Origin of the sequence: Cohnella ginsengisoli (assembly GCF_029525555.1) — a bacterium.
In the GTDB taxonomy this organism is placed as follows: Bacteria; Bacillota; Bacilli; order Paenibacillales; family Paenibacillaceae; genus Cohnella; species Cohnella ginsengisoli.
On sequence record NZ_JAPDHZ010000008.1, the window covers coordinates 255,052 to 281,058 of the forward strand.

Consider the following 26,007-nt stretch of genomic DNA (forward strand, 5'->3'; position numbering starts at 1 on the left):
ATCAGGCAGATTTGCGGTAGACGCGGCCCCCCCCTTGTCGCCTGCCTATCGCGCACGCTTGCGCGATACGAGAGGCCACTTATGGCCAACCGCCCTCGGCGACTAGCCGCCCCCGACGATTCGTTCCCTTCTCCTAGCTCCCCGTTTGCCGATACTCCGCCGGCGTCAGCCCGGTATATTTCTTGAACACCTTGTAGAAATAAGTGCTGTTGTTGTACCCGGTCTTTTGCGAGATCTCCTCGATCGAGCAAGGCGTGGACGCGAGCAGATCCTTGGCCCGCTCGACGCGGTACTCGTTCACGTAATCGGGAACCGACTTCAGCGTGAGCTTCTTGAAGATGCGTCCCAGGTACGCAGGCGACATGTCGAGCAGCTCCGCGAGCTTGTACAGCGACAGCTCCCGGTCCGCATACTGCTGCCGGACGATCTCGTCGATCATGGCGACCAGGTTGTCATGCTTCGCGTTGTTCTTCTTTTCCCTAACGCCCTGGCAGAGTTGGTCGATCAGCTCGCTAAAATGATCGCGGACATCCTGCAGCGTCTCCAGCTGATGCATCCGTTGGACGAAGGCGCCGAAGTCGTACTCGGCGGCCAGTCCCGAGCCTTTGTCCATATAGGCCGCGGTCGAGCTGATCGAGAAGGCGAGCTGGTTGAACAGCATGTTGTAGACGATGTAAACGGGCGGATCGACGCTGCGGACAATGTCGGCGAACCACTTTTTTAGCCTCCTCCGCTTTGCCCAGCTTGAGCGTCTCCAGCATGTTGTGCTCGAGCGCCGCGGGATAGATGAAGGCCGCGGTCGCCTGCGGCCTGTGCTGCCGGCCATGCAGGATGCAGCGGTAGCCCTCCGTAAACTTGAATTCCAGCTGCAGTCGCGCCTCCTCGTACAAGTCGGACACGCCCGCCAGACCGTCGCCGATGCGGCTGACGGAGGCGGACAGCGACAGGCGCAGGTATCGCTCGGCCGAGTCCTGGACGCTCTTAACGACATTGCGGATCGACGTCTCCGTCAGCGCGCCGCCGCTCGCCAGCACGGCGATCGTCTTCTCGTCGAGATCGACGCATTCGCGGGCCCCGCCAATCCCATCGAAGCATTCGGAGGCGATATTCATGACGCCGTACTTCAACAGCATCCGGTCGTTGAACGGATATTGGCCGGCGAACGCATCGTACCGGTCGATCACGAACAAGACGACGACATAATCGCCGGCGGGGTCCAACGCGATATCGAGCGCCTTCATCTCCGCTTCAAGATTCGGCTGCCACCGATGCCCGCTATGAAGCAGCAGCTGGCGCAGAAAGTTCTGCTTCAACTGATAATCGTTGTTGCGCTTTTCCTTCATGAGCGCGTTAAGCCGGGCCAGAACCTTCTCGATGGGTTTGTAAAGCGACCTGGACAGAAAAAAGGAGACGCTCAGTCCGAGCAGCAGGATGACAAAGCAGACGATCAGCACCGTTTTCTTCATCGAATCGATCTTGCCCATGATCGTGTCGTACGGAAGCACCCGCATGAACACCCAGCCGGTCGCCTCGTGCTTCGAATAGACGACAAGCGAGCGATCACCCTCCACGTCGCCGACGAAATAACCGGTCTCATGCATCGCGGACCCGCTCAACGCTTCCTTTACGTAAGGCTTGCCGCTCAAATTCTCGAGAAACGGAAACGATTGGGTGCTGGTCACGAGCATACCCTTGCCGTCGACGACGAACGTCGATCCGTCCTGATTGCGGTCCAGGCTGGCGATCGCGTCCTTCATCCAGCTCTCCGGCACGTTGAGCACGACCATGTTGTCGATGTCGCGCGACGCGCCCGGCAGATCGTAGAAGACGAACGTATAGACGTTGGCCGTCTTTGGGTCGTGGAGGGGCGTCGAGACGGGTAGGATCCGCGGGATCGGGGCGAGCCGCTTGTAGTCGCCGAACCGCTCGACCAGCCTCCGCGCATCCGCGTCGTAAAAGTCCCGATAAGCCTGTACCGCGTTGACGGGGGACATCGAGGCGGTATAGAACGTCTTCGAGCTTTTGCTATAAATATAGATCGAATGAAAGGAGTAATTGACGTTCAAGTATGTGTTCAGCCGATTGATCGCCATGTTCATCTCCGTGACGGTGCCGGGAGACGCATAATGAAGCAGCTTGTCTAATTGGGGATCGGCATAGATCTGCAGCGCGTAATTGGTCGAGTAGTCGATCATCGATTTGGCGCCGTAGCTCGTCTGGGACAAGCTGCTTTTCTCCGAAGCGTAGATGTTCGAGAGCGCGATCTTTTCAAAGCCCGTATACAACGCGGCGGACAAAGCCGCGATCGTGAGGACGATGCAAACGCAAAAAGAGAGAAAAATCTTGGCATAGAGCTTGTCGGAGGTGCGGGCCTCGGCGGGATTCATCGGAAGTCCAGGCTCCTTCGTCGGGCGGGTTATGTGCTCATTATTATAATGAATAACGCGGCGACAGGTAAGGGAATGTGCAAAAAGTGTAACGCGAATGCAAATCGTATAGCGACGGCTCCGCTCAGCGCCCCGCTTCTTCAAGCGCGCCGCTGATCCGCGCAACGGACAATGCCAAGACCGCCGCCCCGACCTCCAAGGCATCCAGATTGAACTGCATATCGGGGTGATGCAGTCCCGGCAGCAAGTCGCAGCCGAGCCCGACCATGGTGGCGTGCAGCCCGGGCTTGCGCAGGGCATAAAAATGAAAATCCTCCCCCGCCGGGCGACACCGGCGGCTCGGCATGCCCGGCGTCTCCGAGCAGGTCAGATATGACCGCTCCGACCAGCGCCTCCAGATAAGGATCCGGACGCGCCGCCGCCATGCGGGACTTCAAACGCAGCTCCGCCGGACTGCCGTAATCCACGCCGATCGAATGAACGGCCCGCTCCAGCTCGGGAAGCAAGGCATCCATCGCTTCGTTCGTCTGCGCGCGTACGTCGATCGTAAAAGCGCCATAGTCCGGGATGACATTGCTGCTCTCGTTCGGCACGCGAAGCTTGGTGACCTTGCAGGAGGCGGGCACGGCGGCAAAAGCGTTCGACACCGCGCGCACGGCCGATACCAGATCGGCCAGCGCTTCGATCGCGTTGATGCCGTCGTTCGGTCTGGAAGCGTGCGCCTGAAGGCCAGTCACGCTCCCTTCCAATACGGCGCAAGCGCCGTGATAAATGGCGCTCGACACCCGGCCGTATGCCAGCTCCTTTGCCGGACGCAGATGGATGCCTAACAAGTAATCTACATCCGTCAGGCAACCGGCCTCGATCAGCTTGAGCGCGCCTTCCCCGACTTCTTCCGCGGGCTGGAACAGCACCCGCAGCTCGCGGACCGGCTGGAATCCCGCCGCCTGCAAGGCCCCCAGCGCATAGAGCACCATGGTCATATGCGCATCGTGACCGCAGGAATGGTTCGCCCGATCGACCCCGTCCACCCGCTGCCACAACGCATCGATGTCCGCGCGCAGCGCGACGACGGCGCCTTTCCGTTTCGGATCGACGGCTTTGCCCGCTCCTCCCTTCCAACGAACGACGAGCCCGGTATGCGCAGGGAAGCGGTCATAAGCGATGCCGATCTTCTCCAGTTCCCGCTGCAGATACTGCGTCGTCCGATGCTCCTGCCAGCTCGCTTCCGCGATCGCATGCAATTCCGCGTAGGTACTCTTCATCGCCTGCCGGTTCGCGCGAAGCCATGCCGCGATGGCTTCCTTCGCAGGTTCCTTCATCGCTTCCGTCATCTCTTCATTTCAAGAATATAATCTTGAACCTCGGGCTCCGACGAATGGCAGCACACGACTTGGTAGCCCCGCGCAAAAGCGGCCGTGGCCAGCTCGCGCAAGCCTCTCTGCCAATTCCTATATACTTCAGGCCGAGCTTGCTTCAGCTTGGACGCGGATCGCGGGATCGGCAGTCTGACGCGCTCCGCCGTCCCGATCCGGTGCGTCTCGCCGGCATCGCCAACGCCTGCCAACGCCCCGTCCGCCATCGCGACGGTCAACAAGCGCGGACAGTCGGGTACGTCCTCCGTTCGCTCCTGCTGCCCCCCGATCGCGCGAACGACGCGCTCCGACGACAAGTCCCACGTCACGACGAAGCGATCCGTCGGAAAGCCGGCGCCATCCGTCCCATAGAACTCGGGAATATAAGCGGACACCGTCCCGCCAAGCTTGACGATATTCAAATAGCCGTTCCGTGACTCAAAGGGATCGAAGGTCCATACGATCTTGCCGTACCCGGCCTCCATCGCCCACAGCCGCTGCTCCAGCTTGAGGCGCATGCCGATTCCCCGGTCGCGGTATTCAGGCCCGATCGCCATCATATGCGAGCCGACATAGGGCTCCCTGCCGTCATAGCCGACGAAGCCGTAACAAAATCCGACGAGCGCCTCGCCGCAGAAAGCCCCGATGACCGATCCCCCATGCAGGATCGCGGCGCGCATCTGCTGCATGGAGGTGATCGTGTCGGGCCCCCACACTTGCTTCTGCAGCTTCACGCATGCATGGAGCTCGCTCACGTTTGTAATTAACCGATAATGAATGCTGCCGTCATCCATTGTCGCCATCCTTCTCTACCCGTCCTTCCCCTTGCCAAACTTCTCTCAACCGTCTGTCATTAAGGCTCCAGGTGTCCCGGCTTGGCACGGTCCGCCCGGCATCTGACCCAATAATCGTCCAACAGCTCCAGCTCGAACTCCCGCACGACGTCCTGAACCGTGAATTCTACGGTCTCGCTCGAGATCAGGAAAGCATTCAACCGCCCGGGATCGCTGATCTTTACTTTAGCGCCATACTTCCGCTTCACCGCATCCAGCTTCGCCTTGTTGAAGTCGTAGTGAACGACCGCGCAATCCAGGTTGATCGTTCTGGTCACAAAGGGATAGAAATGCGTGCTCTCTCCGACGACTTCCCCTACGGGATTCACGATCGAGCACGGTTCCGGCAGCCAGATCGCGCCCGCGAAATGCGCCCTGCACGTATACGCTCGATAGGCCTGCATCAGGCCTCCGTGATAAGCGGAAGAAAACACGATCACGTCGGGCTTTTGCCTCGCATACGCATCCAACAATTCATCGAAGTTGATATCGAAGCAGATCAGGCAAGCCACGCGGCCAAAGTCCGTCTGAATCACATTCGCTTCTTTCCCGTACAGCGTGTCGGACGTCGACTTCTGCCGGATCGTAATATGATTTTTGTGATAAACGCCGCATAGCTCTCCGTCGCGGTCGATAAACTGCGTCGCATTGCGGAAGGTGCCGTCCGGCATCTCGATCATCGCGGAGTAGGCGATATAGCACCGGTGCGCGCTCGCGATTCCCGAGAAGAAGTCACGAACCCGATTCCCCCCGATAGCGATAGTAATCGTCCAACCATTCCGCCCGCATCCCGTCGTAGGCCGGATCGTCGCAGCACTCGGGCAGTACGATGAGATCCGGCCGTTCGGGCAGCACCTGCTGCAGCCGCTCTTCCCACCTTGCTATCATTTGCAGCACGATATCTTCCAGACCCAGCCCGGCATCCACCTCTTTATTAGGCGGCGCCATACAGCTTATTTTCACGTATCGGGACATGCAGGCACTCCCTTTCCCCCAGCGCTTAAGCGCTCCTGATTTGAGTCATCTTCTTGACGGTCAGTCGCTCCAGGGACTGCTCGCACACTTCGTGACCGATCCCCGCTCCCGCAGGAACGGCAATGACGCCCGGCCGAACCATCTCGATGCCCGGCGAGACGATGTCCTGCTGCCAGAATCGGCTCGAGGCCGAGACATCCCCCCGGGATGGAGAAATTGGACAACGAGGACAGCGCGATATTATGAAGCCGGCCGATGCCAAGCTCGAGCATTCCGCCGCACCAAACCGGTATGCCCCGCTCCTGGCAAAGATCGTGAATGCGCTTGGCATTCGCCAACCCGCCGACCCGGCCGATCTTGACGTTCATGATCCGGCAGCTGCCGAGGTCGATGGCATGACGGGCATCCGTCAAGGTATGAATGCTCTCGTCCAGACATACGGGCGTCCGCAGCTCCCGCTGCAGCGCGGCATGCGCGATGATGTCGTCATGCGCAAGCGGCTGCTCGATCATCGTTAGCTTGTAATTGTCCAGTTCTTTCAAAATAGGCAGATCACCCGGCGTATAGGCGGAGTTCGCGTCCGCCATCAGCGGCAGCTCGTCGCCGAACCGCTTGCGGATCGCCTCGACCAAGCGGATATCGAACCCCGGCTTGATCTTCACCTTGATTCGCTTGTAGCCTTGCTCCACGAATCGCTCGACGTTCCGGACGACCTGGTCGACCGTAGGTTCGATTCCGATGCTGACGCCCACCTCGATCTCCCGCTTGTCGCCTCCCAATGCATGCGCCAACGAGATTCCTTTCTGTTTCGCATGCAAATCCCATACGGCCGTCTCGATCGCCGCGATCGCCATATGGTTGCGGCGGACGGGCGCGAACAATGCCGAGACATCCTCCGGACCCTTCACTCCCTTGCTCAGCAAATCCGGGACCAGAAAATGTTCGAGCATGTGCCAGACCGTATCCGTCGTTTCTTCGTTATAGTAGGGCGCCGCGAAAGCGACGCTTTCTCCGTATCCGGTCGCCCCGTCGCCATGTACGCTGACGATGACGCAATCCTTCCGGTCCATCCGCCCGAAGCTGGTCTCGAACGGCGCTTGCAGCGGGACTTGAATTCGTCTTAACGTGACTTGCTCGATTTTCATCGGCAACCTGCTCCTTTGATCCTGCATTCGCGACGATCAACCGCCGCTTAGAACAATGCGCTCTCGTTCCTGACCTTCTTCACCGTTACGTTGGTCATCATAATAATCGCGAAGCACAGCACGGACTGGTACAACCCGACAGCCGCGGCCATGCCGAATTCCTGCAGATCCAGGAGCGCACGGAAAGAGAACGTGTCGATGACGTCGGTCTTGTCGTAGAGCAGCCCGTTGCTGCCGATCAGCTGATAGAACATGCCGAAGTCGCCTCTGGCGATCTGGCTCACTTTGAGCAGCAGCAGAATGATCATCGTCGGCATAACGGAAGGCACCGTGATATGGATAATCCGCTGCATGAGGCTGGCGCCGTCGATCTTCGCGGCCTCGTACATTTCCGTGTCGATGCCGGCGATGCTCGCCAGATAGACGACGGTTCCGTAGCCGACCGTTTTCCAAGCGCTGAAGTACACTAATATATAAGGCCACAGGCCCGGGGTATTGTAGAAGTTCACCGGAGAGAGCCCGATCGATTCAAGGAGCGTGTTGACGGCGCCGAACTCGAAGTTGAACAGGTTGTAGGCGATCGCCCCGGCCACCACCCAGGAGATGAAGTACGGCAAAAAGATGACGGACTGCAAAAATCGTTTAAAATACTTTCCTGCCAGCTCGAACAGCACGATCGCGAACGTCAATTCGAGCACGTTGTTGACGATCATAAAGATGAAGTTGTACATGACCGTATTTTTCGTGACGAGCCAGGCCTTGCCGGATTCGAAGAAAAACCGGAAGTTTTCCAGACCGACCCACGGACTTCCTACAATACCGTCTCTGTAAGAGTAAGACTTGAACGCAACGATAATTCCCGCCATCGGCACATAGCAGAAGACAAGGAAAAAAAACGAATGCCGGCAAAATCATCAAATAGAGCGTGCGATTCCTGAGCAGATCGCCAAGAAAGCCTTTGGCGCGCATGGTAATCCCCTCCGTTAACCGAAAAGGAGAGAGGCGGCTCGCCATCGACCGGGGTCTCTCTCGCTTCTCGCCCGCCTTACTGGTTATTTTTCAAAAATTCGTCGATCTGCTTCTGCGCCTCGGCCTTGACCTTATCGAGGCCCGCCTCCTTAAACTTGGCGTTCAGCGTTTTGATCGCCTCTGCCGGATCGCTCACGTCGCCGAACGTAATCGGGAGCATGTATTGATCTCTAACGTTCTTGATCGCCGCCAGCTCGTTTTTCACATTCGTCGTATCGAATACGAAGTTAAGGAGCGGATTCGTGACCGCCGTTTTTTCCCACGTCGCTCTGATCGCAGCCACTTCTGCGGGCTCATCGACGAGCGGTTTGACCATCGCCGGCGTTCTCCAACCCCATGGCGACGCCGAATCGATCTTGAAGCCGGACTCCGCGCCTCCGAGCTCCCGAATCCGGTTGTCATCCGTCAGCTCGTAGTGCTTGCCCGCGATGCCGTAGGTCGTCAGGTTGAAATATTCCTCGTCGTTGCGCAGCAGCTCCAGCGCCATCAGCGCCCGCTCCGGATTTTTCGAATTGGCGTTGATCGACATGCCGCCGCCGACGTACGGGTTGACGTAGGTCGGCGCTCCGTTGTACAGGTCGAACATCTCGACCTTCCATTCCGGGTGCGTCTGATTCGCCGTCGTGACGGCTTGGCTCATATTCGTTATATTGCTGGCCATGGATGCGCTCTTGCCGGCCAGGAACGCGTCTTTGATCAGCGTCTTGTTGACCATCGCGTTTTTGGACCAGTACCCCTTTTTGTTCCAGTCGACCATCTTTTGGGCGAACGCCAGATACTCCGGCGTCTGCGCAATGTCGACCAGCTTGCCCGAGGGGTCCTTGAGGTCGACGGTGACGAGCGAGTTGCTGATGATGAACTTAGGCGTTAACTTGGTGTAGACCAGCTGGTCGAACAACGCATAACCGTTCACGCCTTCGTCGAACGGCACCAGACCCGGCTCGTTCTTCGCGATCGCGTCGAGATACTTCTCGAAGTCGTCCATCGTCTTGAGCGGCGGAATATTGTACTTCTCCCGCAGATCCCCTCTAACCCCGACGACCGTATGGGAGAACTCCTTTGTAGAAGCCGGCACCATATAGATCTTGTTCTTCACCTTCACCTGATCCCAGGCGTCCTTCGGCATTTCTTGAACCGTCTTCGGCATGTAGGTTTCGAGCATCTCCTGCGTAAGCTCGAGGTACGCGCCTTTGTCCGCTTGCGCGCCGTACTTGACCCAGTCGGCGGAGAATACCAGATCGAAGTCCTCGCCCGTCGCGAAAAGAAGCGGGTACTTCTGCAAGTAATCGCCCCAGGAAAGGAAGATCGGTTCAATCGTCGCGTTAATATCGCTCTTCATCTTTTTGTTGATCTCGTCGTATACGAGACCGAGATCCTTCGGCGGGTCGCCGATCAGATACATCTTCAGCGCGACCGCCTTGGACGTATCCGGCTTGTGTTCCGCCGATGGCGCCGCGGTTGCGCTCGCAGTCGCGCTGGCCGTCGAATCCGCGCTTGCGCCAGGCGAAGCCGGCTCGTTGGACGCGTTGGAAGAATTGGACGAGCAGCCCGCCATGACGGCCATCGTGGCCGCCAAGCCGATCGCCATGAGTCCCCTTACGTTTTTCATCGATAAATCCTCCCCCCAGTGATGGTTAACAAAGCTTATATGGTCATCCGGCGGCAGCCGGTGTCACCCTTTGACGGCGCCGATCGTGAGGCCCTGGATGAAGTACTTCTGGACGAACGGATAGAGCAGCACGATCGGTCCCGTTGCGATGACCGTCATAGCCAGCTTGAACGATTCCTTCGGCGTATCGATCGCGACCGAGCTCTGCGAGACCGAGGAGCTCGCGAACGCGATGCTGCTTAATATTTTGTATAAAAAAGTATTGCAGCGGAAATAAAGGCTCCTTGTTCACGAACAGCATCGCGTGATACCAGTCGTTCCAATAGTTCAGCGCGATGAAGAGGCCAATGGTAGCCAGCGCCGGCTTGACCAGCGGCAGGATAATAGCGAGGAAGATCCGAAAGTCGCCTGCGCCGTCCATCTTGGCGGATTCGCCGATCGCGTCGGGAATCGTGGAGCTGATGAAGCTTCGCAGGATGATGATATAGAACACGTTGAGAAGCGGCGGCAGCAGCAGCGCGAGCATCGATTCCTTCAATCCCAGATACTTCACGATCAGGATATACCAAGGGACGAGACCGCCGGAAAACAACGTGGTGAAGAAGAAGTAGAAGGCGAATACGTTCCGGTGCGCGAAGTCTTTGCGCTGGAGCACGTACGCCGTCATCGCGGATACGAACAGGCCGAGCAGCGTGCCGGAGGCCGTGACCAGGATGGTGACCCGGTACGCGGAGACGATCTGCGCCGGGTTATCGAAGATGAACCGGTAGGCGTCCCAGGACAAGGCGCCGGGAAAGAGGCTGTATCCGTTCTTTACGATGCGGGATTCCTCCGTAAAGGAGCCGACGACGATCATTAGAAACGGAATCAGGCACAAGGCCGCGAAGATGGACACCCACGCATAGCCGACGATATTAAAGACGTATTTTTCAGTAGCGGGCTTAAGCGCCATCGAACTCCTCCAGCTTGCGACGTTAGGCAGGATGACCGGTTCCTGAATCTTATCGTAGCCGCCGGAATCGTCCGCTGTATACTTCACAAACCGGTAAAAACCTTACACTTTTTTGCGAAATGCCTCTCAACGGATTGGTTTGACCCTGCACTTTTTTATAAAAAAAGAGAAAATGCCGCGCCGGAGCAAGGGCTCCAAGTACGGCATTTTCCGCGTTTCTACTTCTCCACGAAGAACTTCAGCTCGGAGAACGATACGAAATCCGGGTTCACGGTCGCGTCCGGCGAACCGAATACGGCCACTCTGACGTATCTGGCGCTCACTGACGGGAAATTGAATGTATCCGTATGGCCGTCGCCGCTTGGCGCGGTAACGCCGCCATACACGTTCGTCCAGGCGTCGCCGTCCTGCGAGACGGAGATCATGAGCTTGTTGGATCGCGTCTGTCCCCAGTTGAATACGGTCGCGTCCAACCGCTCGAGCTGAATGGCGCTTCCAAAGTCAAAGATAACATGGGCAGCCTTGTCGCCGGACCAACGCGAAGGATCAGACGGGATGTCGTCAAACATTTTCCACACATTTTGCGCCGATTGCGTCGCTCTGAAGCTTTTGTACTTGATTTCCTTCAAATCGGCGATCGGAATCGGGTTCACGGGGGCGAGCGCCTGCTCCTGGAATTGCAGCTTCGCGGACGGCCCCGTCCAGGTGATGCCGACGACTTGGTCTACGGCATCCCAGGCGACTGCAAATCGCAAGCCGCTTTGCGGAATGAACGTATGCGGAATCAGCATTTGATTGTCCAAGCCTGTCGCGGGCGCGTCCATCGTCTTGTTCGCGCCGTTTACCTTCGCGATATTGCTGCCCGCGGTAAACTGGACCGTCGACGTGCCTTTGGTCGCCGTCGCCGTTTGGGTGGCAGCGTTCCAACTCACCGTCATGCCCATCGCTTCGTACACGTTTTTCATCGGCACCATCACGACATTGTTGTTCAGCACGGGCGGGACATCCAGATCCAGCCCCTGCGCGTCGATCCGGACGCGGATCTTTCTCCCCGCCGGTTCCGACGGCACCTCGCCAGCGAGCGGAAGCGGACTGGCATCTGCTTTCTGTAGCGTGTAGGTGCCGGGCGTGCCCTCGAAGTAAATCGAGTTGCCCTCCTGTACGGCTTGGTATTTCGCTGTAGCGGTCTCGCCCTGTTTCACGGCCGTCCAGTATCCGTCCTCGAGGTCGGTCACCAGAATCTTGTAAGTCTGGTTCGCCTCGCCCGTGAAGGCGATCGTCGCCTGTTGATCGGTCAGTTCGAAGTCCTTCGCGAAAAAGACGACGCGGTCTTGAATTCTGGCGCCCGCATAATCGTCGGTCTCGGAATAATGCACATCTTGCGGCGCGGGACCGTCCACGGCATCCATCACTTGCATCACGTTCAAAAACCGCGTTTGGTTCGTGGCCGTCTCGCTGGAAACCTCAAGCCGCCACTTTCCGGCGTCGACGACGGCGATGTTGGATGCATTGTATGGCTTAATCGGCTTGTTGACGCCGTCGACCTCGAATTCGCATTTACCGTCGATCTCGTTTACGCATCCCGGGCCGCCGATTTTCTCGACGTTCAGATCGTCGATCTTGGGCAGCAGCGTATCGGTGACCAGCTTGCCGTCATAACCGCGCTCCGTCACTTCGCTGGTGTAGCGATTGCCGTCGACCGCAGGCTCGAAGGCCGAGTGAAGCAGCCATCTTTTCTCCGCGTTCGCGTTCGGCGTGTCGATATTGTCGTACACGACCATCGCGGCCGGACGCGCGTCGTCCTTGAAGTTCAGGAAGGCCATGCTTCGCGTGTACTTGTCGGTCCTCGACTTGCCGTAGGCCTCGCTCAGCTCCCCTTTGATGTAAGAGTAATCCGGATACATCTCGTCGTCCCCGATGGCGTGGGAAAGGACCGTGCCTCTTTGGTAGCGGGGGATCCGTATTCCACTCTTCGACCGACTTGGGGATGCGGTCCAGATAGAGCTGATTGGACGGGGAATAGGTTCCCTGCTCCAGGGCGGCCGGATCTTCGATCTGCACGACGTTGTGCGCGATGGACTGCTTGTGATATTCCAGGTCATGTACGCTGCCGTATTCCATTGCCGCGCCGTTTACCGGGTTTAATCCGGAATAAATGCCGGAGTCGACCGCCAGATAGCCTTTATAATACATCGAGAAGGCGCCGGCGTCGGCATGCTGGTGGTTGGTCTGGGTGCGCTCGCCGATATTCATGACGGCGACGACCGCCTTGGAGTCCTGCCCTTCGTCCCAGCCCGTCCTCGCCACGATGGAGCCGTACGGCGCGGGAAAGTATCGGGACAGCGGCGTGTCGTATACGGATTGCGACGCGGCGTTCGGATCGTAGAACAGAAGGTAGTACAGCTCGTTCTCCTTAACGCCTTGCTTTAAAAACTCGTACTGCGCTCTCGGATTGTTATAAACGCTGCCTGCGATCATGCTCGTGATATTCCCGTGGACCGTTCTCGTCCATGGCGTTTTGTAAATGGTATTGAAGTCGTCGCCTTCCGTCATGATATAGCCGTCCGGTCGGCGGGTATATACTTCCCGGTCGAGCGCGAGCCCCGCCTTCTCCGTGAGCGGATGGACGCCGATCGCCTTCCACAGCTCGTTGCCCAGCATAATATACTTGAGCCTGTTGTCTCCGTAGGCTGGGCCTTCGAACGGCATCTCCGCGTCCAGCATGACGTTAAACCCCGGCATTGTCTTGTTTAGGAGAAAGTCTGCGATATCCTCGTAGTACTCGGGATTCGTATCGTAGAGCGCGATCGCCATCGCGAGCTTGAACTGATGGTGCACCTCGCCGTTCGCATGTCCGGCGATGATCACCTTTTGATTGTTATCCAGCGGATAGTTGTACTCCAGGCCGTTCCTGACCCAAGTATCGAGCCCTAGGCGGATGGCCGCCTTTTGCGTCTCATCCATGAGCGAGTTGCACCAGTCATAGACGATGGATTCGATGAAGATCAAGTCTCCAATCTCTCTGGCTACGTTAAAAACGGTCGTCGAATTGCTGCGGTCCGGGTTGAATTGCACCGTGTTCGCCATATTCACGGCGATCTGAACCGCTTTTTGACCCGCCGCCGCATCGTCGTAGATCAGATAGCGGATCGCGTTCGCCTTCATGACGTCCACCGTGCTTGCGTCGATATTGGTGTTTGCCGTGCTGCTTCTGGGCGGAAAGTTGCCCGACTTTTGAATTTGCGCTTTGGCGTTGATGGTTGTCCATACCGCATTGAACGCCGGATTGGCGAGCTTCGCCTTCAGCGCCGGCAGCGTTTGGTTGTTGACCAGCACGCGCGGGCGATCGCTCGGCGGCACCGGGATCGGATCGTACTGGCCGGATTGCTTAGGGGCTACGACGCCTGACGTCTGCACCTGGAACAGTACGATCGGGCTGGCGGCGAGATCGCCTGCCTTCTGCGTCGTCGTGCCGTCGTAATTCATGGCGAAGGTGTACGAGCCCGGCAGCAGCTGCTTGCTCGCTTCGCCGTTCACGGTCGTGCCGAATGTCCGCCAGCCGGTCGCATAATAGGACACGACGCCTCCGCTCAACGGATTATTTTGGCTGTTCTTAAGTTGCACGCGGGCGTTCACCGTCTGAAAGACGACGACCGGATCCGCGCCGGTATCCTGCGCCTTATCCATGCGCGTTCCTTCATAATCCATATGGAACGTATAATTTCCTGGGAGAAGCTCTTTGCCGACTTCGCCGCCGGTAGCGTTGCCGAAGGTTTTCCACCCGCCCGCGCCATAATAAGAAACGACGCCGTCCTCCAACGGGTTACCTTGGCTGTCCTTCAACTGCGCGCGCACGTTCACCGTCTGGAAGGCGACGAGCGGATCGGCGCCGGTATCCTGTGCCTTTTCTAGATAGGTTCCCTCATACTCGATATGAAACGTATACGTTTTTTCCGTCAAAGACTTCGTGGCAGCCCCCGTCGCGTCGGTCGTGCCGAACGTTTGCCAGCCTGCGTCGTAATAACTGACGGTCGCGCCCGCAAGCGGGTCCCCATCGCTGTCCGTCAATTGCACGGTGACGTCCGACACCGCCGCTTCCGCCTTCTGCGGAGCGAATCCGAATAAGAGGCCTCCTAACATGGCCCAAGCTAAAAGCGTCGAGATCCACTTCTTCAGGAGTCCCGGTCGACGAATCGATCATGCGCTTCATCCTCTCCCCTATGGACTTAATGGGCGCTCGCGTAAAAAAAGCGGCAGCCTCGGACGGGAATTACATGTCTGAGCTGCCGCTGCTTCACGAAGCGATGCGATATACAGTTACGCCAATCTATTGACTATGGGCTACTTCTTCACGAAGAACTTTAGCTCGGAGATCGATACCCATTCCGGAAACGTCGTTCCGTCCGTCGAACCGAAGACAGCCACTCTCACGTATCTGCAGTTCAAGGACGGGAAGTTAAACGGAATAAAGTCGCTTGTGTCGCCTACGGTGTCTCCGCCGTACACGTTCGTCCAGTTTTCGCCGTCGTCCGAGACGGAGAACATCAGCCTGCTGGACCGGGTATGACCGTTATAGATCGCGGCGTCGAGTCTCTCCAGCTGAATCTGCGAGCCGAAGTCGAATACGACGTTCGCTCCGATATCGCCCGCCCAGCGCGATCCGATGGCTTGGACGTTGTCGAACATCTTCGGCACCAGATCCGGATTGACGGTTGCCGTAAAGCTCTGATACTGGACTTCCTTTAGGTCCGCGATCGGGATCGGGGTGACGGGAGCCAGCGGCTTTCTCTCGTACTGAAGCTTCTCGACCGGCGGCAGGGTGTAAATCTCGGCTACCAGGTTTTCGGCATCCCAGGCCGTTTTATAACCCGTGCTCTGCGTAATAAAGCCGAGCGGAATCAGCATTCGGCCATCAACCATCGTTGCCGGCGCATCGAGGGTCTTGCTCTCGCCGTTGACCGTAGCCGTAGCGCTGCCCGCCGCAAGCTCGATGGTCAGCCCCGCTTTGGTCGCCGTTGCCGTTTGAGCGGTCTCGTTCCATTCCACCTGCAGGCCCAGGGCTTCAAGCGTATCCTGCATCGGGATCATCGCGACGTCGCCCGCCAGCTCGGACGATGCGCCGAACGATTGCCCTTGTCCGTCGATTCTGACGCGGATCTTCCTTTCCACCGGCTCCGAAGCCACCTTGCCTGCGAGCGGAAGCGCGCTGGAATCCGCCTTTTGCAAGACGTAGGTACCCGGGGTCCCTACAAAGTAGAGCGTATTGCCTTCTTTGATTACCTTGTACTTCACAGATGCCGTCTCGCCTTCCTTCACCGCTGTCCAATAGCCGTCCGCGAGGTCGGCTACCAGAATCTTGTAAGTCTGATTCGCCTCGCCCGTGAAGGTGACGGTAGCGTGGTCGGCCGTCAGGTCGAAGCCCTTGGCGAAAAAGACGACGCGATCGGAGATCCTAGCGCCCGCATAATCGTCCGTCTCGGAATAATAGACATCCTGCGGCACAGAGCCGTTTGAGGCATCCATCACCTGCATCGCGTTCAAAAATTGCGTGCGGTTCGCAGGCGTCTTGTCGGAGAGTTCAAGTCTCCATTCGCCTGCTTCCAAGGCGGCGATGTTGGTCGGCGTGGAGGCCTTGATCGCCTTGTTCACGCCATTGACTTCAAACTCATGGCCGGGGCCGCCGATCTTTTGTACGTTCAGTTCATCGCTCTTCGGCAGCAGCGTGTCGGTGACCAGCTTGCCGTCGTAGCCCTGCTTCGTCATGACGCTCGTATATCGGTTGCCCTCGACGGTCGGCTCGCCGATCGTATGAAGCAGCCATTTCTTTTCGGTGCCCGCATTGGGCGTGTCGATATTGTCGTAGACGAGCATGGCGGCCGGATGTTCGTCGTCCTTGAAGTTCAGGAAGGCCATGCTTCTCGTATAATGATCAGGCGTCGCCGTGCTATATGCCGCGCTGAGCTCGCCCTTGATGTATGAGTAGTCGGGATACATCCCGTCGTCTCCGATGGCGTGGGAGATGATCTTGCCCCGCTGATAGATCGCCTCGGTATTCCACTGCTCGACCGACTTCGGATATCGGTCAACATATAAATCGGTGGCGTCTCCGATCTGCACGACATTGTGCGCGGTCGACTCCTTATGGTAGTCCAGATCGTGAACGCTGTTATATTCCATCGCTTTTCCGGTGACCGGATCCACGCCCGAATACATCCCGGAGTCGATCGCCAGATAGCCTTTGTAGTAGAGCGAGAATGCGCCCGGGTCGACATGCTGATGGTTGGACTGGGTTCTCTCTCCGATGTTCATGACGGCGACGACCGCATTCGAATCCCGTCCTTCATCCCAACCCGTTCTGGCGACGATGGAGCCGTACGGGGCGGGGAAGTACCGGGACAGCGGCGTGTCGTACACGGACTGCGCCGGCGCGTCCGGATTGAAGAACAGCAGGTAATACAACTCGTCCTGACTGGTATTCTGCTTTAAAAATTCATACTGCGCCCTCGGATTGTTGTACACGCTGCCTGCGATCATCGAAGTGATATTGCCGTGCACATACCGCTTCCATGGCTGTTGATACTCGGTATTGAAGTCGTCTCCCTCCGTCATGATGTGACCGTCCGGCCTGCGGGTATAGATCAGCCTGTCGAGCGCCAAGCCGACCTTCTCCGTGAGCGGCTCGATGCCGATAGTCTTCCACAGCTGGTTGCCCATCATGATCGTCTTCAGCCGGTTATCTCCGTAGGCTTGGCCTTCGAGCGGCATCTCCGCGTCCAGAAATACGTTGAAGCCGGGCATGGTGATATTCAAGAGGTAGTCCGCGATGTCGTTGTAATACTCGGGATTCGTATCGTAGAGCGCGATGCCCATGGCGAGCTTGAACGAATGATGAACCTCGCCGTTGGCGTGCCCGGCAATGATCACCTTTTGCCGCTCATCCAGGGGATAGGGATACTCCAGCCCCGTCCTCACCCAAGTTCCGAGCGCTTGCCGGATCGCGGTCCGCTGCTCCTCGGTCATCAGATCGTAGCACCAGTCGTAGGCGATCGATTCGAAGAAGATCAGGCTGCCGATATCTCTGGCCACGTTGAACACGGTGGTCGAGTTGCTGCGATCCGTGATATATTGCACCGAATTCGCCATATTCACGGCGATCTTAGCCGCTTTTTGACCGGCCGCCTCGTCTCCATAGATCAGATAGCGCACCGCATTGGCCTTCATGACCTCCACCGTTCTGGGGTCCACATTTGTGTAAGCGGTTCCAGTTCTCGGCGGCAAGTTGCCGTCTACATTCCTTTGCGCCTTCGTATTGATGCTCGCCCAGACGTCGTCGAAGGCCGCATCGGTCACTCTCGCCTTCAGCGCCGGAAGGGTACTCTTGTTGACCAGCACCCGCGGACGCTCATTCGGCGGCTGCGGGATCGGATCGTACATATGCGATTGCTTAGGCGCGACGACCACGCTTGACGACGTGTTCACCTGGAAAACGACGGTCGGGTCCGCCGCCAGATCGCCTACCTTCTCGGTCGTCTTTCCGCCATAATTCATCGCGAAGGTATACGAACCGGGAAGCAGCTGCTTGCTCGCCTCGCCGCTTACGGTCGTACCGAATGTCCGCCAGCCGGTCGCATAATAGGACACGGCGCCGCCGCTGAGCGGATACCCCGTTTGGTTCGTCAATCGCACCTTGGCATTAACCGTCCGGAAGACGACGACCGGATCCACGCCCGTGTCCTGCGCTTTATCCATCCGGGTTCCTTCGTAGTCTACGTGGAACGTGTAATTGCCCGGCAGCAGTTCTTTGCTCGCTTCGCCGCCGTTCACGCTCCCGAATGTTTTCCAGCCTGTCGCATAGTAGGATGCCTCACCCCCGCTCAGCGGGTTCCCCTGGCTATCCTTCAGCTGCAGCTTCACGTTCACGGTTTGAAAAGTGACCACCGGGTCGACGCCGGTATCCTGCGCCTTGTCCAAGCGGGTGCCTTCATAATCGACGTGGTACGTGTAGTTGCCCGGCAGCAGCTCCTTCGCCACCTCGCCGTCCGTCACGTTGCCGAACGTTTTCCAGCCTGCCGCATAGTAGGACGCCACGCCCCCGCCGAGCGGGTTCCCCTGACTGTCCTTCAGCTGCAGCTTCACGTTCACGGTTTGAAAGACGACAACCGGATCGACGCCGGTGTCCTGCGCCAGATTCAGGCCGGTGCCTTCGTAGTTAACGTGGAACGTATACGATTTATCCGGCAGCGCCTTGCTCGCCGTTCCCGTCTCGTCCGTCGTACCGAACGTTTTCCACCCCGCGTCGTAATAATCGACGCTTGCGCCCGCGAGCGGATTGCCCTGGCTGTCTATTAACCGAACTTCAACTTTAGGTTCCGCCGCCTCCGTCGCTTGCGCCTTCGGCGGGGCGAATCCAAATACGACGCCCGCCAACATGACCAGACTCAGCATGACGGAGATCCATTTTCTATTCATCCCGGTTAACGCAACAATCATTACCTTCACCCTTTCTTTATGAGCCGATTTGCTCGGTACAGGCTCTGTAGTAATAAAATACGCGGCGCTCCTCTCTTCTCTGTTCCTTCACCTCCTTTCGGCAAACGGCGAATCTCGAAGTGAATCGATCGCTAAATACGATACCGATACCTATCGTAGCCACTGGCGACGTCCGCTGTATACTTTACAAATTCGTAAAAACCTTATACTTTTCCGATAAATCTCTCTCCATAAATTTGTACGGCTCTGCATTTTTTGTATATCGCCTTGCGTGTCCGAAAGCTCGCGAATAAGATCGGCGTATAGCAAGCCGAAAGCGATTTCAAAGAAAGGGGGTGCTGCACAGGTCAGAAGATTGAAGTTGGCAAGGAATGGCTGGCTGCAAGAAACCGCAATAAAATCGACAAGGGAGCTGATCGTTGAAGATGATGGGCCAAGCGATGAAAAGAAAACTCGCGTTAACGATGGCATTCGTATGGGTGCTCGGCTGCTTCGCCAGCTTCCCGTTTGCCAAGCTGCCGGAGGCGTCAGCCGCCACGGCTTGGCCGGCAAGCGTATTTTCCGGCAACAATCTGCCTTTCCGGCCCGCCGACGGACTCGTCACGACGCAGAATCCGCCAGACTTCAGCTGGCCGGCAGTCCCCGGATCGGATCAATACCAGCTGCAGGTCGGACGCGGCGCGTCCGTCGCAGACGCGGTCTACGAGCAGACGCTGGAAGACAACTTTTACAACTTCCCTCATATCTTCGATACAGGCACGTGGTACTGGCATGTTCGCTATCATTCGACCGCGGACGGCTGGTCCGAATGGAGCGACGCGCGGAGATTCCGGATCGAAGAAGATTACGTTCCCTTTCCCGTCCCCGCCGTCGATCAGTTGATCCAAAACGTCGGCACCGCGCACCCGCGCATCTGGACGAATGCAGCGACGCTGGACGATTTCAAGGCGCTCGGCGCGTCGCCGGGACAGTCGCAGGACTTTTATCAGAAAATCAACAATAGCGTAATCGCTAATCTTTGCATGCCGACGACGGCGGAACCGAATAAATGCAAATTCGCCGAACCGGTCTTCAACTCGACCACCGAGGACCGGACGGCCAAGGAATTCATCGACGCGGCGAGCCAGATTCGCCGGGATATCGAGCCGTTGCTGAGCAAAATGCTGAACGCCGCCTTTATCTACCTGCTGACAGGCAACGCCGAAGTCGGGCAGTACGCGAAGGCGAGGCTGCTGGATATCTCCGCCTGGGATCCGAACGGCGCGTCCAGTTACGAGCACCAAGATCAGATGTACCGGCTGATCGCGCTCGACGGCGCGATGGCCTATGATTGGCTGTACGGCATCCTCAGCCCTTCCGAGAAGCAGACGATCCTGAATATGGTGAACGTGCGTACCTCCAAATTGGTCACCGAGCTGATCGACAAGTATCCGATTCAGACCAGCCCATACAATTCCCACGGCTGGACGGCGTTCGGATTCATCGGCGTCATCGCCACCGCGATGCTGGGCGATATCGACGCGGCTGACGATTGGTTCCGCAAGGTCGTGCCCGCCTTTATCAACATCCTGCCCCCTACGGCGGCGAGGATGGCGGCTGGTCCCAAGGCACCGGGTATTGGCAATATTCGACCTTGCTATCCAAGCAGTTCACCGACGTGCTCCTGAGCGCCAGCGGATTTAACCTGTACGACAAAGCCTTTTCGCGCAACGAAGGCTTGTATCCGCTGTACGCGTTTCCTAAAGGCTCGCCGAAGGGTATCTTCGGACACGACAGCGAGTCCGCGCCGGGCACGTTCAGCGTGACCGCCTACAATCGTCTCGCGCAGCTGTACCAAGATCCCCGTCTGCAATGGGCGGCCCAAACGGTCGGCACTGGCATGGACGGGCAGCTCTATAACTATTTCTACGGAGACGGAGACCTGGCTGCGAGACCCCCCCGTGGACTTGCCGGACGCGAGATGGTTCCAGGACATCGGACTCGTGACGATGCACTCCGAGCTGTACAACCCGGATCGCGTGTCTCTTTACTTCAAGTCCAGTCCTTACGGCACCTACAACCATGGTTTCGCGGATCAGAACGGCATCATCGTCAACGCCTTCGGCGAATCGCTCGCCGTCGAAGCCGGCTTCTACGATTACTACGGCAGTCCTCACGATGCAAACTTTGCGAAACAGACGCTAGCCGCGAACGCTATCACGATCGACGGCAAGAAGGGGCAAGCTTACGACAATCTCGATGCGGACGGCAAGATCGTGAGCTTCGTCACGCACCCGGACTTCGACGCCACGAGCGGAGATGCCGTCCCCGCTTATGCGGGCAAGCTAACCGAAGCGAACCGGAGCATCGTGTACGTCCGCCCGGACGCCTTCATCGTGATCGACAAGCTGAAGACGGCGAACCCGGCGGGTTCGAAGTTCGAATGGCGGCTGCACGCCGACCAAGAACTCACGATCGACGACGACCAAGCCGGCGCGACGATCGTGAAGAATGACGCCGCGCTTAAACTTCGCTTCTATACGCCGTCCGGCCTGACTGCGACGCTGGAGGATCAATACCTGGACGCGGACGGCATCGTGCGGAATCCGGACAAGGATTCGGCCTACGCGAACAAAAGACAGCTGCATGCGGCTTTTATCACGCCTCAGACGCCCGCAACGACCTTTGTCTCCACGATGGAGGCGTACAAGCAGGGCACGGCGCCTTCGGAGGTCGCGTCCGAAAATCACGGCGCCTACGAAAAGCTGACGTTCGAAGACGGCTCCGTCGTCTACGTCCGGCTCGCGGCGAGCGGCGAGATCGACGCCGGCAGCATCAAGTTCAACGGCACGGCCGCCGCGGTGAAAGGCGACACCATCCTGCTCGTGGACGGCACGAAGCTGATCAAGGACGGCGTCACGGTCATCCAGAACGATCATCCGGCGACAGTCGTCTACGGCGACGGCCAACTGTCCGTATCCGGCCCGTCGGATACGCAGGTGAGCCTTCACGCGCCGGACGTCGCGCGGCTGCGCGAAGCGGACACCGGCACGGACATTCCGCAGGGCGGCGTCCTCGCGGAGGCGTTCGGTCTGCGCGGCGTGCAATGGGATAAGTCTGGCGACACGATCATCCTTCATGTAGAGAAGGGCCAGCGCGCCTTCAAGCTGGACGACGCGCCGATGCCGCAGCCGATGGCCCCCGTGACCCTGTCTACCGAGATCGACGGGGTACAGGGACAAACGGTACTGCAGGTATACGCCGATACGGAGGGCGTTCCCGTTGCGTATGGCAAACTCGGCAACGCGGCCGGCTTATACCATGTGACGGAAGCGCCGCAGGGATTCGTTTTCGATCGGCACGGCGCGCCTAAAGACATCTACTTGGAGGCGAACGCGTCCATCATTATTCGCGGGGCGCTCGGGCCTTTGAAGCTGACTAAGGTTGGCGGCGGCGACTTCGCGCCTTCTGAAGTATGGTCGGACCCGGATGCGAAGCGAAGCAAATTGTCTATCGATTGGGTCGAAGCGGAAACGTATACGCATGCCGATTCGGGCGTGATCACGTACGCGACCCGCCCGTTTCTGTCAGGCGGCAAGGGCGTTGGCACCTGGACTACGGTGGGACAACGGATCGATTGGACGCTGAACGTACCGAAGACGGGTACCTACGACCTGGTGCTCAAATACGTGGCGGGCTTTAATCTAAGCGCCGGACAGGTTACGAGCCGCAGCATGATGATCGGCGGCGAAGCCACGGCGTTCGAAGCCCCGACGACGCTGGACGTCAACGGACAGCCGGACTATGGCACGCAGCCGCAGTATTGGCGAGGGCTGCGGGTCAATATCGGCAAGCAGCTCTCGGCCGGTCCCGTCGATCTCTCGATGTGGTACGACGTCGGCGCCATGAACCTGGACTGGATCGGCCTCATCGAACGCAAGGACGACGAGGAACGTCCGACGACGCCAGGCAACCTCCATCTCGTCTCGCAGACGGATACATCGGCGACGGTTGGATGGAGTGCCTCGACGGACAATGTTGCCGTGGACGGGTATGCCGTATACGTGAACGGCGTCAAGAAGAAAAACGTGTCCGGCGGGACGCTGAAGGCGACGATCGACGGACTCGCTGCCGGCGAGACGTATGCCGTCACGGTCGAAGCGACGGACGCGAGCGGCAACCATTCGCAGCCCGGCGAAGCGCTGAACGTGGAGACGGTAGACGAGACGGCTCCAGTATGGGGTGAAGGCGCCGCTCTGCGGCCCGTTCACCTATTCCCAAACGCGGCCCGGCTGGCCTGGGATCCGGCGACGGATAATTCAGGCGCAGTGAAGACGTACGCGATCTATCGACAGGACGCGGGGCAGTCAAACTTCGCGAAAATCGCTACGGTAAGCGGCAGTACCTACGGCTATGACGCGTCCGGACTGTCGGCCGGCGCCGCTTATACGTTCAAGGTGCAAGCGCTGGACGCGCAAAATAACGAAACGACCGACGGCCCGAGCTTGACGGTCACGCTGCCGAACGCTGGCAGCTCCGGCGATTACTACGAATCGTTCGACGACAAGCCGACGGGCAATATGGCAAGCGGCAGCGGCTGGACGGTGAGCACGAGAGCCGGGACGTCGGTCGGAATCGAAGCGCTGCCGAACGCGGGCGGCCAGGCGCTGGCGCTGACGGATCAATACGCGCCTTCTGCGACCGATACGACAGAGAGTCCGGTCGTGCTGCGATCGAACGCAGGGCTGGACGGAAAGGTGACGTTCGAGACCAAGTTCATGTATAAAAAGATCGACGGCGCCAGCATCGGCAACTTCGAGATGTGGCTGCGCGGCGGAGGCAAGGACGTCGTGCGATTCAACGGTTTCTCGGACGGCACGGTCGGCTATTGGACGATGGCCGGCGGTACGAATACGAATGTCAGGATCCCGGGTCCCGCCGGCATCCAGCTGCCGAGCGATCAGTGGATCACGCTCCGGCTCGATCTGGATACGGCGGCCAAGAAGTTCGACGTCTCGTTCCAGACGGAAGCGCTCAAGAACTACTCGGGATCGTCCCCTGCCGCTCCGGCGCAGTTGGACAGAACGACCGGCACCTACACGGTCAGCGGCGTTCCTTATTACAATAACAACACGACGACGACCGCCATCGATGCGTTTCGCTTCAGCACGTTCAGATCGACGAGCAAGTTCCTGTTCGATTACGTGACGTTGTACAAAAACGTACCGGTCGACTCCTCGGCGCCTGTATGGGGCGAGGCGGCGGAACTCCGCGCGAATCAGCTGTTCCCTTCGACGGCCAGACTCGACTGGGATCCGGCAACGGACGATTCGGGCAGCGTGTACGCCTATGCAATCTATCGGAAGACAGCCGGACAGTCTTCCTTCACGAAGGTCGCATCGGTGAGCGGCAGCACGCTCGGTTACGATATGACCGGTCTCCAGCCGGGAAGCACTTATACGTTCCGGGTGCAGGCGGCCGACGCGATGGGCAACGTATCGAGCGACGGCCCTGCCGTAACCGCGACGCTGCCCGCAGCGGCGGCGGGCGGCGACTACTATGAATCGTTCGACGACATGACCGTCGGCAGCATGGCCGGCGGAGGCGGCTGGACAGTGAACGCGAGCAACGGCACCTCGGCCGCGATCGTATCGCTGCCTGACGCCGGTGGCAACGGACTCCGGTTGACCGACAATTATTCGCTGTCGGACACGGACTACACGGAGAGTCCGATCGTACTTCGGGCGAACGCGGCGCTGAGCGGAAAGCTGACGTTCGAGACGAAGTTCATGTTCGGCAAAGTGAGCACCGACATCGGCACCTTCGAGTTGTGGCTGCGCGGCGGCGGCAAGGATGTCGTAAGGTTCAACGCCTTTTCGGACGGGACGTTCGGGTATTGGAAACCGAACGGCACGACGACGGCCGCCGTCAAGATCCCCAAAGCCGCCGGCCTGATGCTGCCGCGCGATCAGTGGATCACGCTGCGGTTCGATCTCGACACGGAGACCAAGACATACGACGTGACCCTAGCGGCGGAAGCGCTCAAGGGCTACGCGGGCACGGTGGACGCCCCGGCTTCTGTAGACCCTGCGGCCGGCGTCTATCGGGTGACGGGGGTGCCGTTCTACAACGGCACGGCGTCCTCGGTCGACGCGTTCCGATTCAGCGCCTCCAGGTTCACAGGCATGTATACGTTCGACTACGTGACGCTGTACAAGAAAGCCGAAATGCTGGCGGACGCCGTCAACGTCTCGCTGAAGGACAGCGGAGGCAATCCGCTCAGCGGGGCCGTCGTGTCGTACTATGACGGCGGCTGGAAGGACTTCGGCGTCACCGGCGCCTCGGGTTCGGTCACCAAGTCGCTGCCGGACAAGAGCTATTCCTTCGCGGTCTCCTACGAGGGCACCCGCAGCCAGAAGGAGCAGAACACCGGGGACAACGCAAACGTCGTCTTCCAGACGTCGAAGGTCAATGTGCAGCTGAAGGACAGCGCGGGCAACCCGCTCGAGAGCAGCGGACCGATCACCTACTACGCGGACGGCTGGCGGACGTTCGGCGCGACGAGCGGCGGCAAGGTCAGCAAGGAGCTGCTGCCTGGCAACTATACGTTCAGCCTGTCGTACGCTGGCGCGTACCAGAACAAAGCGCAGGATGTCGGCGGCGATCCGACCGTCGTCTTCCAGACGAAGCGCGTCAAGGTACGGCTGGAAGACAGCGAGAGCAAGCCGCTGGACGGCGGCGAAGCGAGCTACTACATGGACGGCTGGCATACGTTCGGCGCCTTGACCGGCGGTGAAGCGACCAAGGAGCTGCTGCCCGTGAACTACACGTTCAATGTATCGTACGAAGGTGCGAACTTGAGCAAGCAGCAGGACGTCGGTACGGATGCGACCGTGGTCTTCCGGACGGCGGATATCGCGGTCCATTTCAAGGACGGCCAGGGAAATCCGGTCGAAGGCGGCAAGGTCAGCTTCTACGCAGGCAGTTGGCGGACATTTGGCACGACGGACGCAGGCGGCGAGGCTCGCAAGAAGCTGCTGCCTGGCAATTACACATTCGCGATGACCTACGACGGCAAGATCACATCGCTCACGCAGGATACGTCGGTCTTTCCTGCGGTCGACTTTCAGATTTAACTTCGTTTAATAACGCGCGCCTGGCATTCGCGGATGCCAGGCGCGTTATTTCGCTTCGCAACGCGGCTTTCGCAGACCGGCTATTTTTGTAAACGCGTGTTCGTCTGGCGCTATTCG

At 58.6% G+C, this 26,007-nt stretch carries 14 protein-coding genes and 2 pseudogenes; 2 read left to right on the forward strand and 14 right to left on the reverse strand.

The genetic code is table 11. The features are described 5' to 3' along the window. Positions 1-133: 133 nt before the first annotated feature. The 14 genes and pseudogenes from OMP38_RS31980 to OMP38_RS32040 all read right to left on the reverse strand — a co-directional run bounded on the left by OMP38_RS31980 (position 134) and on the right by OMP38_RS32040 (position 18,754). Positions 134-613, reverse strand: coding sequence for a helix-turn-helix domain-containing protein (locus OMP38_RS31980; protein WP_277568654.1), 480 nt, complete (start codon positions 611-613; stop codon positions 134-136). Then, the gene (locus tag OMP38_RS31985) at positions 513-2,387 is read right to left on the reverse strand and encodes a cache domain-containing protein (RefSeq protein WP_277568655.1); all 1,875 of its coding nucleotides are present in this window, start codon (positions 2,385-2,387) and stop codon (positions 513-515) included. Before OMP38_RS31985 ends, OMP38_RS31980 begins: the two co-directional genes overlap by 101 nt. A 124-nt stretch (positions 2,388-2,511) precedes the next feature. Beyond that, positions 2,512-2,733 carry a M20/M25/M40 family metallo-hydrolase gene (locus OMP38_RS36495; protein WP_420869788.1) on the reverse strand — a complete coding sequence of 74 codons (222 nt, stop codon included), beginning with the start codon at positions 2,731-2,733 and terminating at the stop codon, positions 2,512-2,514. Next, positions 2,690-3,721 (reverse strand): annotated as a pseudogene (locus OMP38_RS31990) (amidohydrolase); the annotation flags it as partial. The gene OMP38_RS36495 and the pseudogene OMP38_RS31990, both read right to left, overlap by 44 nt. Beyond that, positions 3,718-4,545, reverse strand: a complete 828-nt coding sequence (locus tag OMP38_RS31995) for a GNAT family N-acetyltransferase (protein ID WP_277568657.1) — start codon at positions 4,543-4,545, stop codon at positions 3,718-3,720. The gene OMP38_RS31995 and the pseudogene OMP38_RS31990, both read right to left, overlap by 4 nt. Before the next feature lie 50 nt (positions 4,546-4,595). Further along, positions 4,596-5,255 (reverse strand): nitrilase-related carbon-nitrogen hydrolase, encoded by a 660-nt coding sequence (locus OMP38_RS32000; protein ID WP_277568658.1) that lies wholly within the window; start codon positions 5,253-5,255, stop codon positions 4,596-4,598. A gap of 52 nt (positions 5,256-5,307) precedes the next feature. Next, the gene (locus tag OMP38_RS32005; protein ID WP_277568659.1) at positions 5,308-5,550 is read right to left on the reverse strand and encodes a hypothetical protein; all 243 of its coding nucleotides are present in this window, start codon (positions 5,548-5,550) and stop codon (positions 5,308-5,310) included. 25 nt (positions 5,551-5,575) lie between these two features. Further along, positions 5,576-6,695 (reverse strand): annotated as a pseudogene (menC, locus tag OMP38_RS32010) (o-succinylbenzoate synthase). Between the two features lie 47 nt (positions 6,696-6,742). Next, complete coding sequence (locus OMP38_RS32015; RefSeq protein WP_338130715.1) at positions 6,743-7,561, reverse strand: ABC transporter permease; 819 nt, start codon at positions 7,559-7,561, stop codon at positions 6,743-6,745. A gap of 179 nt (positions 7,562-7,740) precedes the next feature. After that, positions 7,741-9,333, reverse strand: coding sequence for an ABC transporter substrate-binding protein (locus tag OMP38_RS32020; protein WP_277568660.1), 1,593 nt, complete (start codon positions 9,331-9,333; stop codon positions 7,741-7,743). Positions 9,334-9,376: 43 nt separating this feature from the next. Beyond that, positions 9,377-10,372, reverse strand: a complete 996-nt coding sequence (locus OMP38_RS32025) for a carbohydrate ABC transporter permease (RefSeq protein WP_338130716.1) — start codon at positions 10,370-10,372, stop codon at positions 9,377-9,379. 131 nt (positions 10,373-10,503) lie between these two features. Next, entirely contained in the window at positions 10,504-11,703 is a 1,200-nt protein-coding gene (locus OMP38_RS32030; RefSeq protein WP_338130738.1) for a stalk domain-containing protein, read from the reverse strand. A 235-nt stretch (positions 11,704-11,938) separates the two neighbouring features. Beyond that, positions 11,939-14,374 (reverse strand): heparinase II/III domain-containing protein, encoded by a 2,436-nt coding sequence (locus OMP38_RS32035; RefSeq protein WP_277568661.1) that lies wholly within the window; start codon positions 14,372-14,374, stop codon positions 11,939-11,941. A gap of 252 nt (positions 14,375-14,626) precedes the next feature. After that, positions 14,627-18,754: a stalk domain-containing protein gene (locus tag OMP38_RS32040; RefSeq protein ID WP_277568662.1), complete on the reverse strand. Its 4,128-nt coding sequence runs from the start codon at positions 18,752-18,754 to the stop codon at positions 14,627-14,629. Between the two features lie 446 nt (positions 18,755-19,200). Between OMP38_RS32040 and OMP38_RS32045 the strand changes: the two genes are divergently transcribed. Continuing rightward, the gene (locus OMP38_RS32045) at positions 19,201-20,442 is read left to right on the forward strand and encodes a DUF4962 domain-containing protein (protein WP_277569019.1); all 1,242 of its coding nucleotides are present in this window, start codon (positions 19,201-19,203) and stop codon (positions 20,440-20,442) included. 273 nt (positions 20,443-20,715) lie between these two features. Continuing rightward, positions 20,716-25,890, forward strand: coding sequence for a fibronectin type III domain-containing protein (locus tag OMP38_RS32050; RefSeq protein ID WP_277568663.1), 5,175 nt, complete (start codon positions 20,716-20,718; stop codon positions 25,888-25,890). The last annotated feature ends 117 nt before the right edge of the window (positions 25,891-26,007 follow it).

Bases quoted from the DNA above. Each gene is read 5' to 3' on its own strand.
- OMP38_RS31980 (WP_277568654.1), bottom strand. From the start codon at position 613: ATGGACAAAGGCTCGGGACTGGCCGCCGAGTACGACTTCGGCGCCTTC.
- OMP38_RS31985 (WP_277568655.1), bottom strand. From the start codon at position 2,387: ATGAATCCCGCCGAGGCCCGCACCTCCGACAAGCTCTATGCCAAGATT.
- OMP38_RS36495 (WP_420869788.1), bottom strand. From the start codon at position 2,733: ATGCCGAGCCGCCGGTGTCGCCCGGCGGGGGAGGATTTTCATTTTTAT.
- OMP38_RS31995 (WP_277568657.1), bottom strand. From the start codon at position 4,545: ATGGCGACAATGGATGACGGCAGCATTCATTATCGGTTAATTACAAAC.
- OMP38_RS32000 (WP_277568658.1), bottom strand. From the start codon at position 5,255: ATGATCGAGATGCCGGACGGCACCTTCCGCAATGCGACGCAGTTTATC.
- OMP38_RS32005 (WP_277568659.1), bottom strand. From the start codon at position 5,550: ATGTCCCGATACGTGAAAATAAGCTGTATGGCGCCGCCTAATAAAGAG.
- OMP38_RS32015 (WP_338130715.1), bottom strand. From the start codon at position 7,561: ATGGCGGGAATTATCGTTGCGTTCAAGTCTTACTCTTACAGAGACGGT.
- OMP38_RS32020 (WP_277568660.1), bottom strand. From the start codon at position 9,333: ATGAAAAACGTAAGGGGACTCATGGCGATCGGCTTGGCGGCCACGATG.
- OMP38_RS32030 (WP_338130738.1), bottom strand. From the start codon at position 11,703: ATGCAAGTGATGGATGCCGTGGACGGTCCCGCGCCGCAAGATGTGCAT.
- OMP38_RS32040 (WP_277568662.1), bottom strand. From the start codon at position 18,754: ATGAATAGAAAATGGATCTCCGTCATGCTGAGTCTGGTCATGTTGGCG.
- OMP38_RS32045 (WP_277569019.1), top strand. From the start codon at position 19,201: ATGATGGGCCAAGCGATGAAAAGAAAACTCGCGTTAACGATGGCATTC.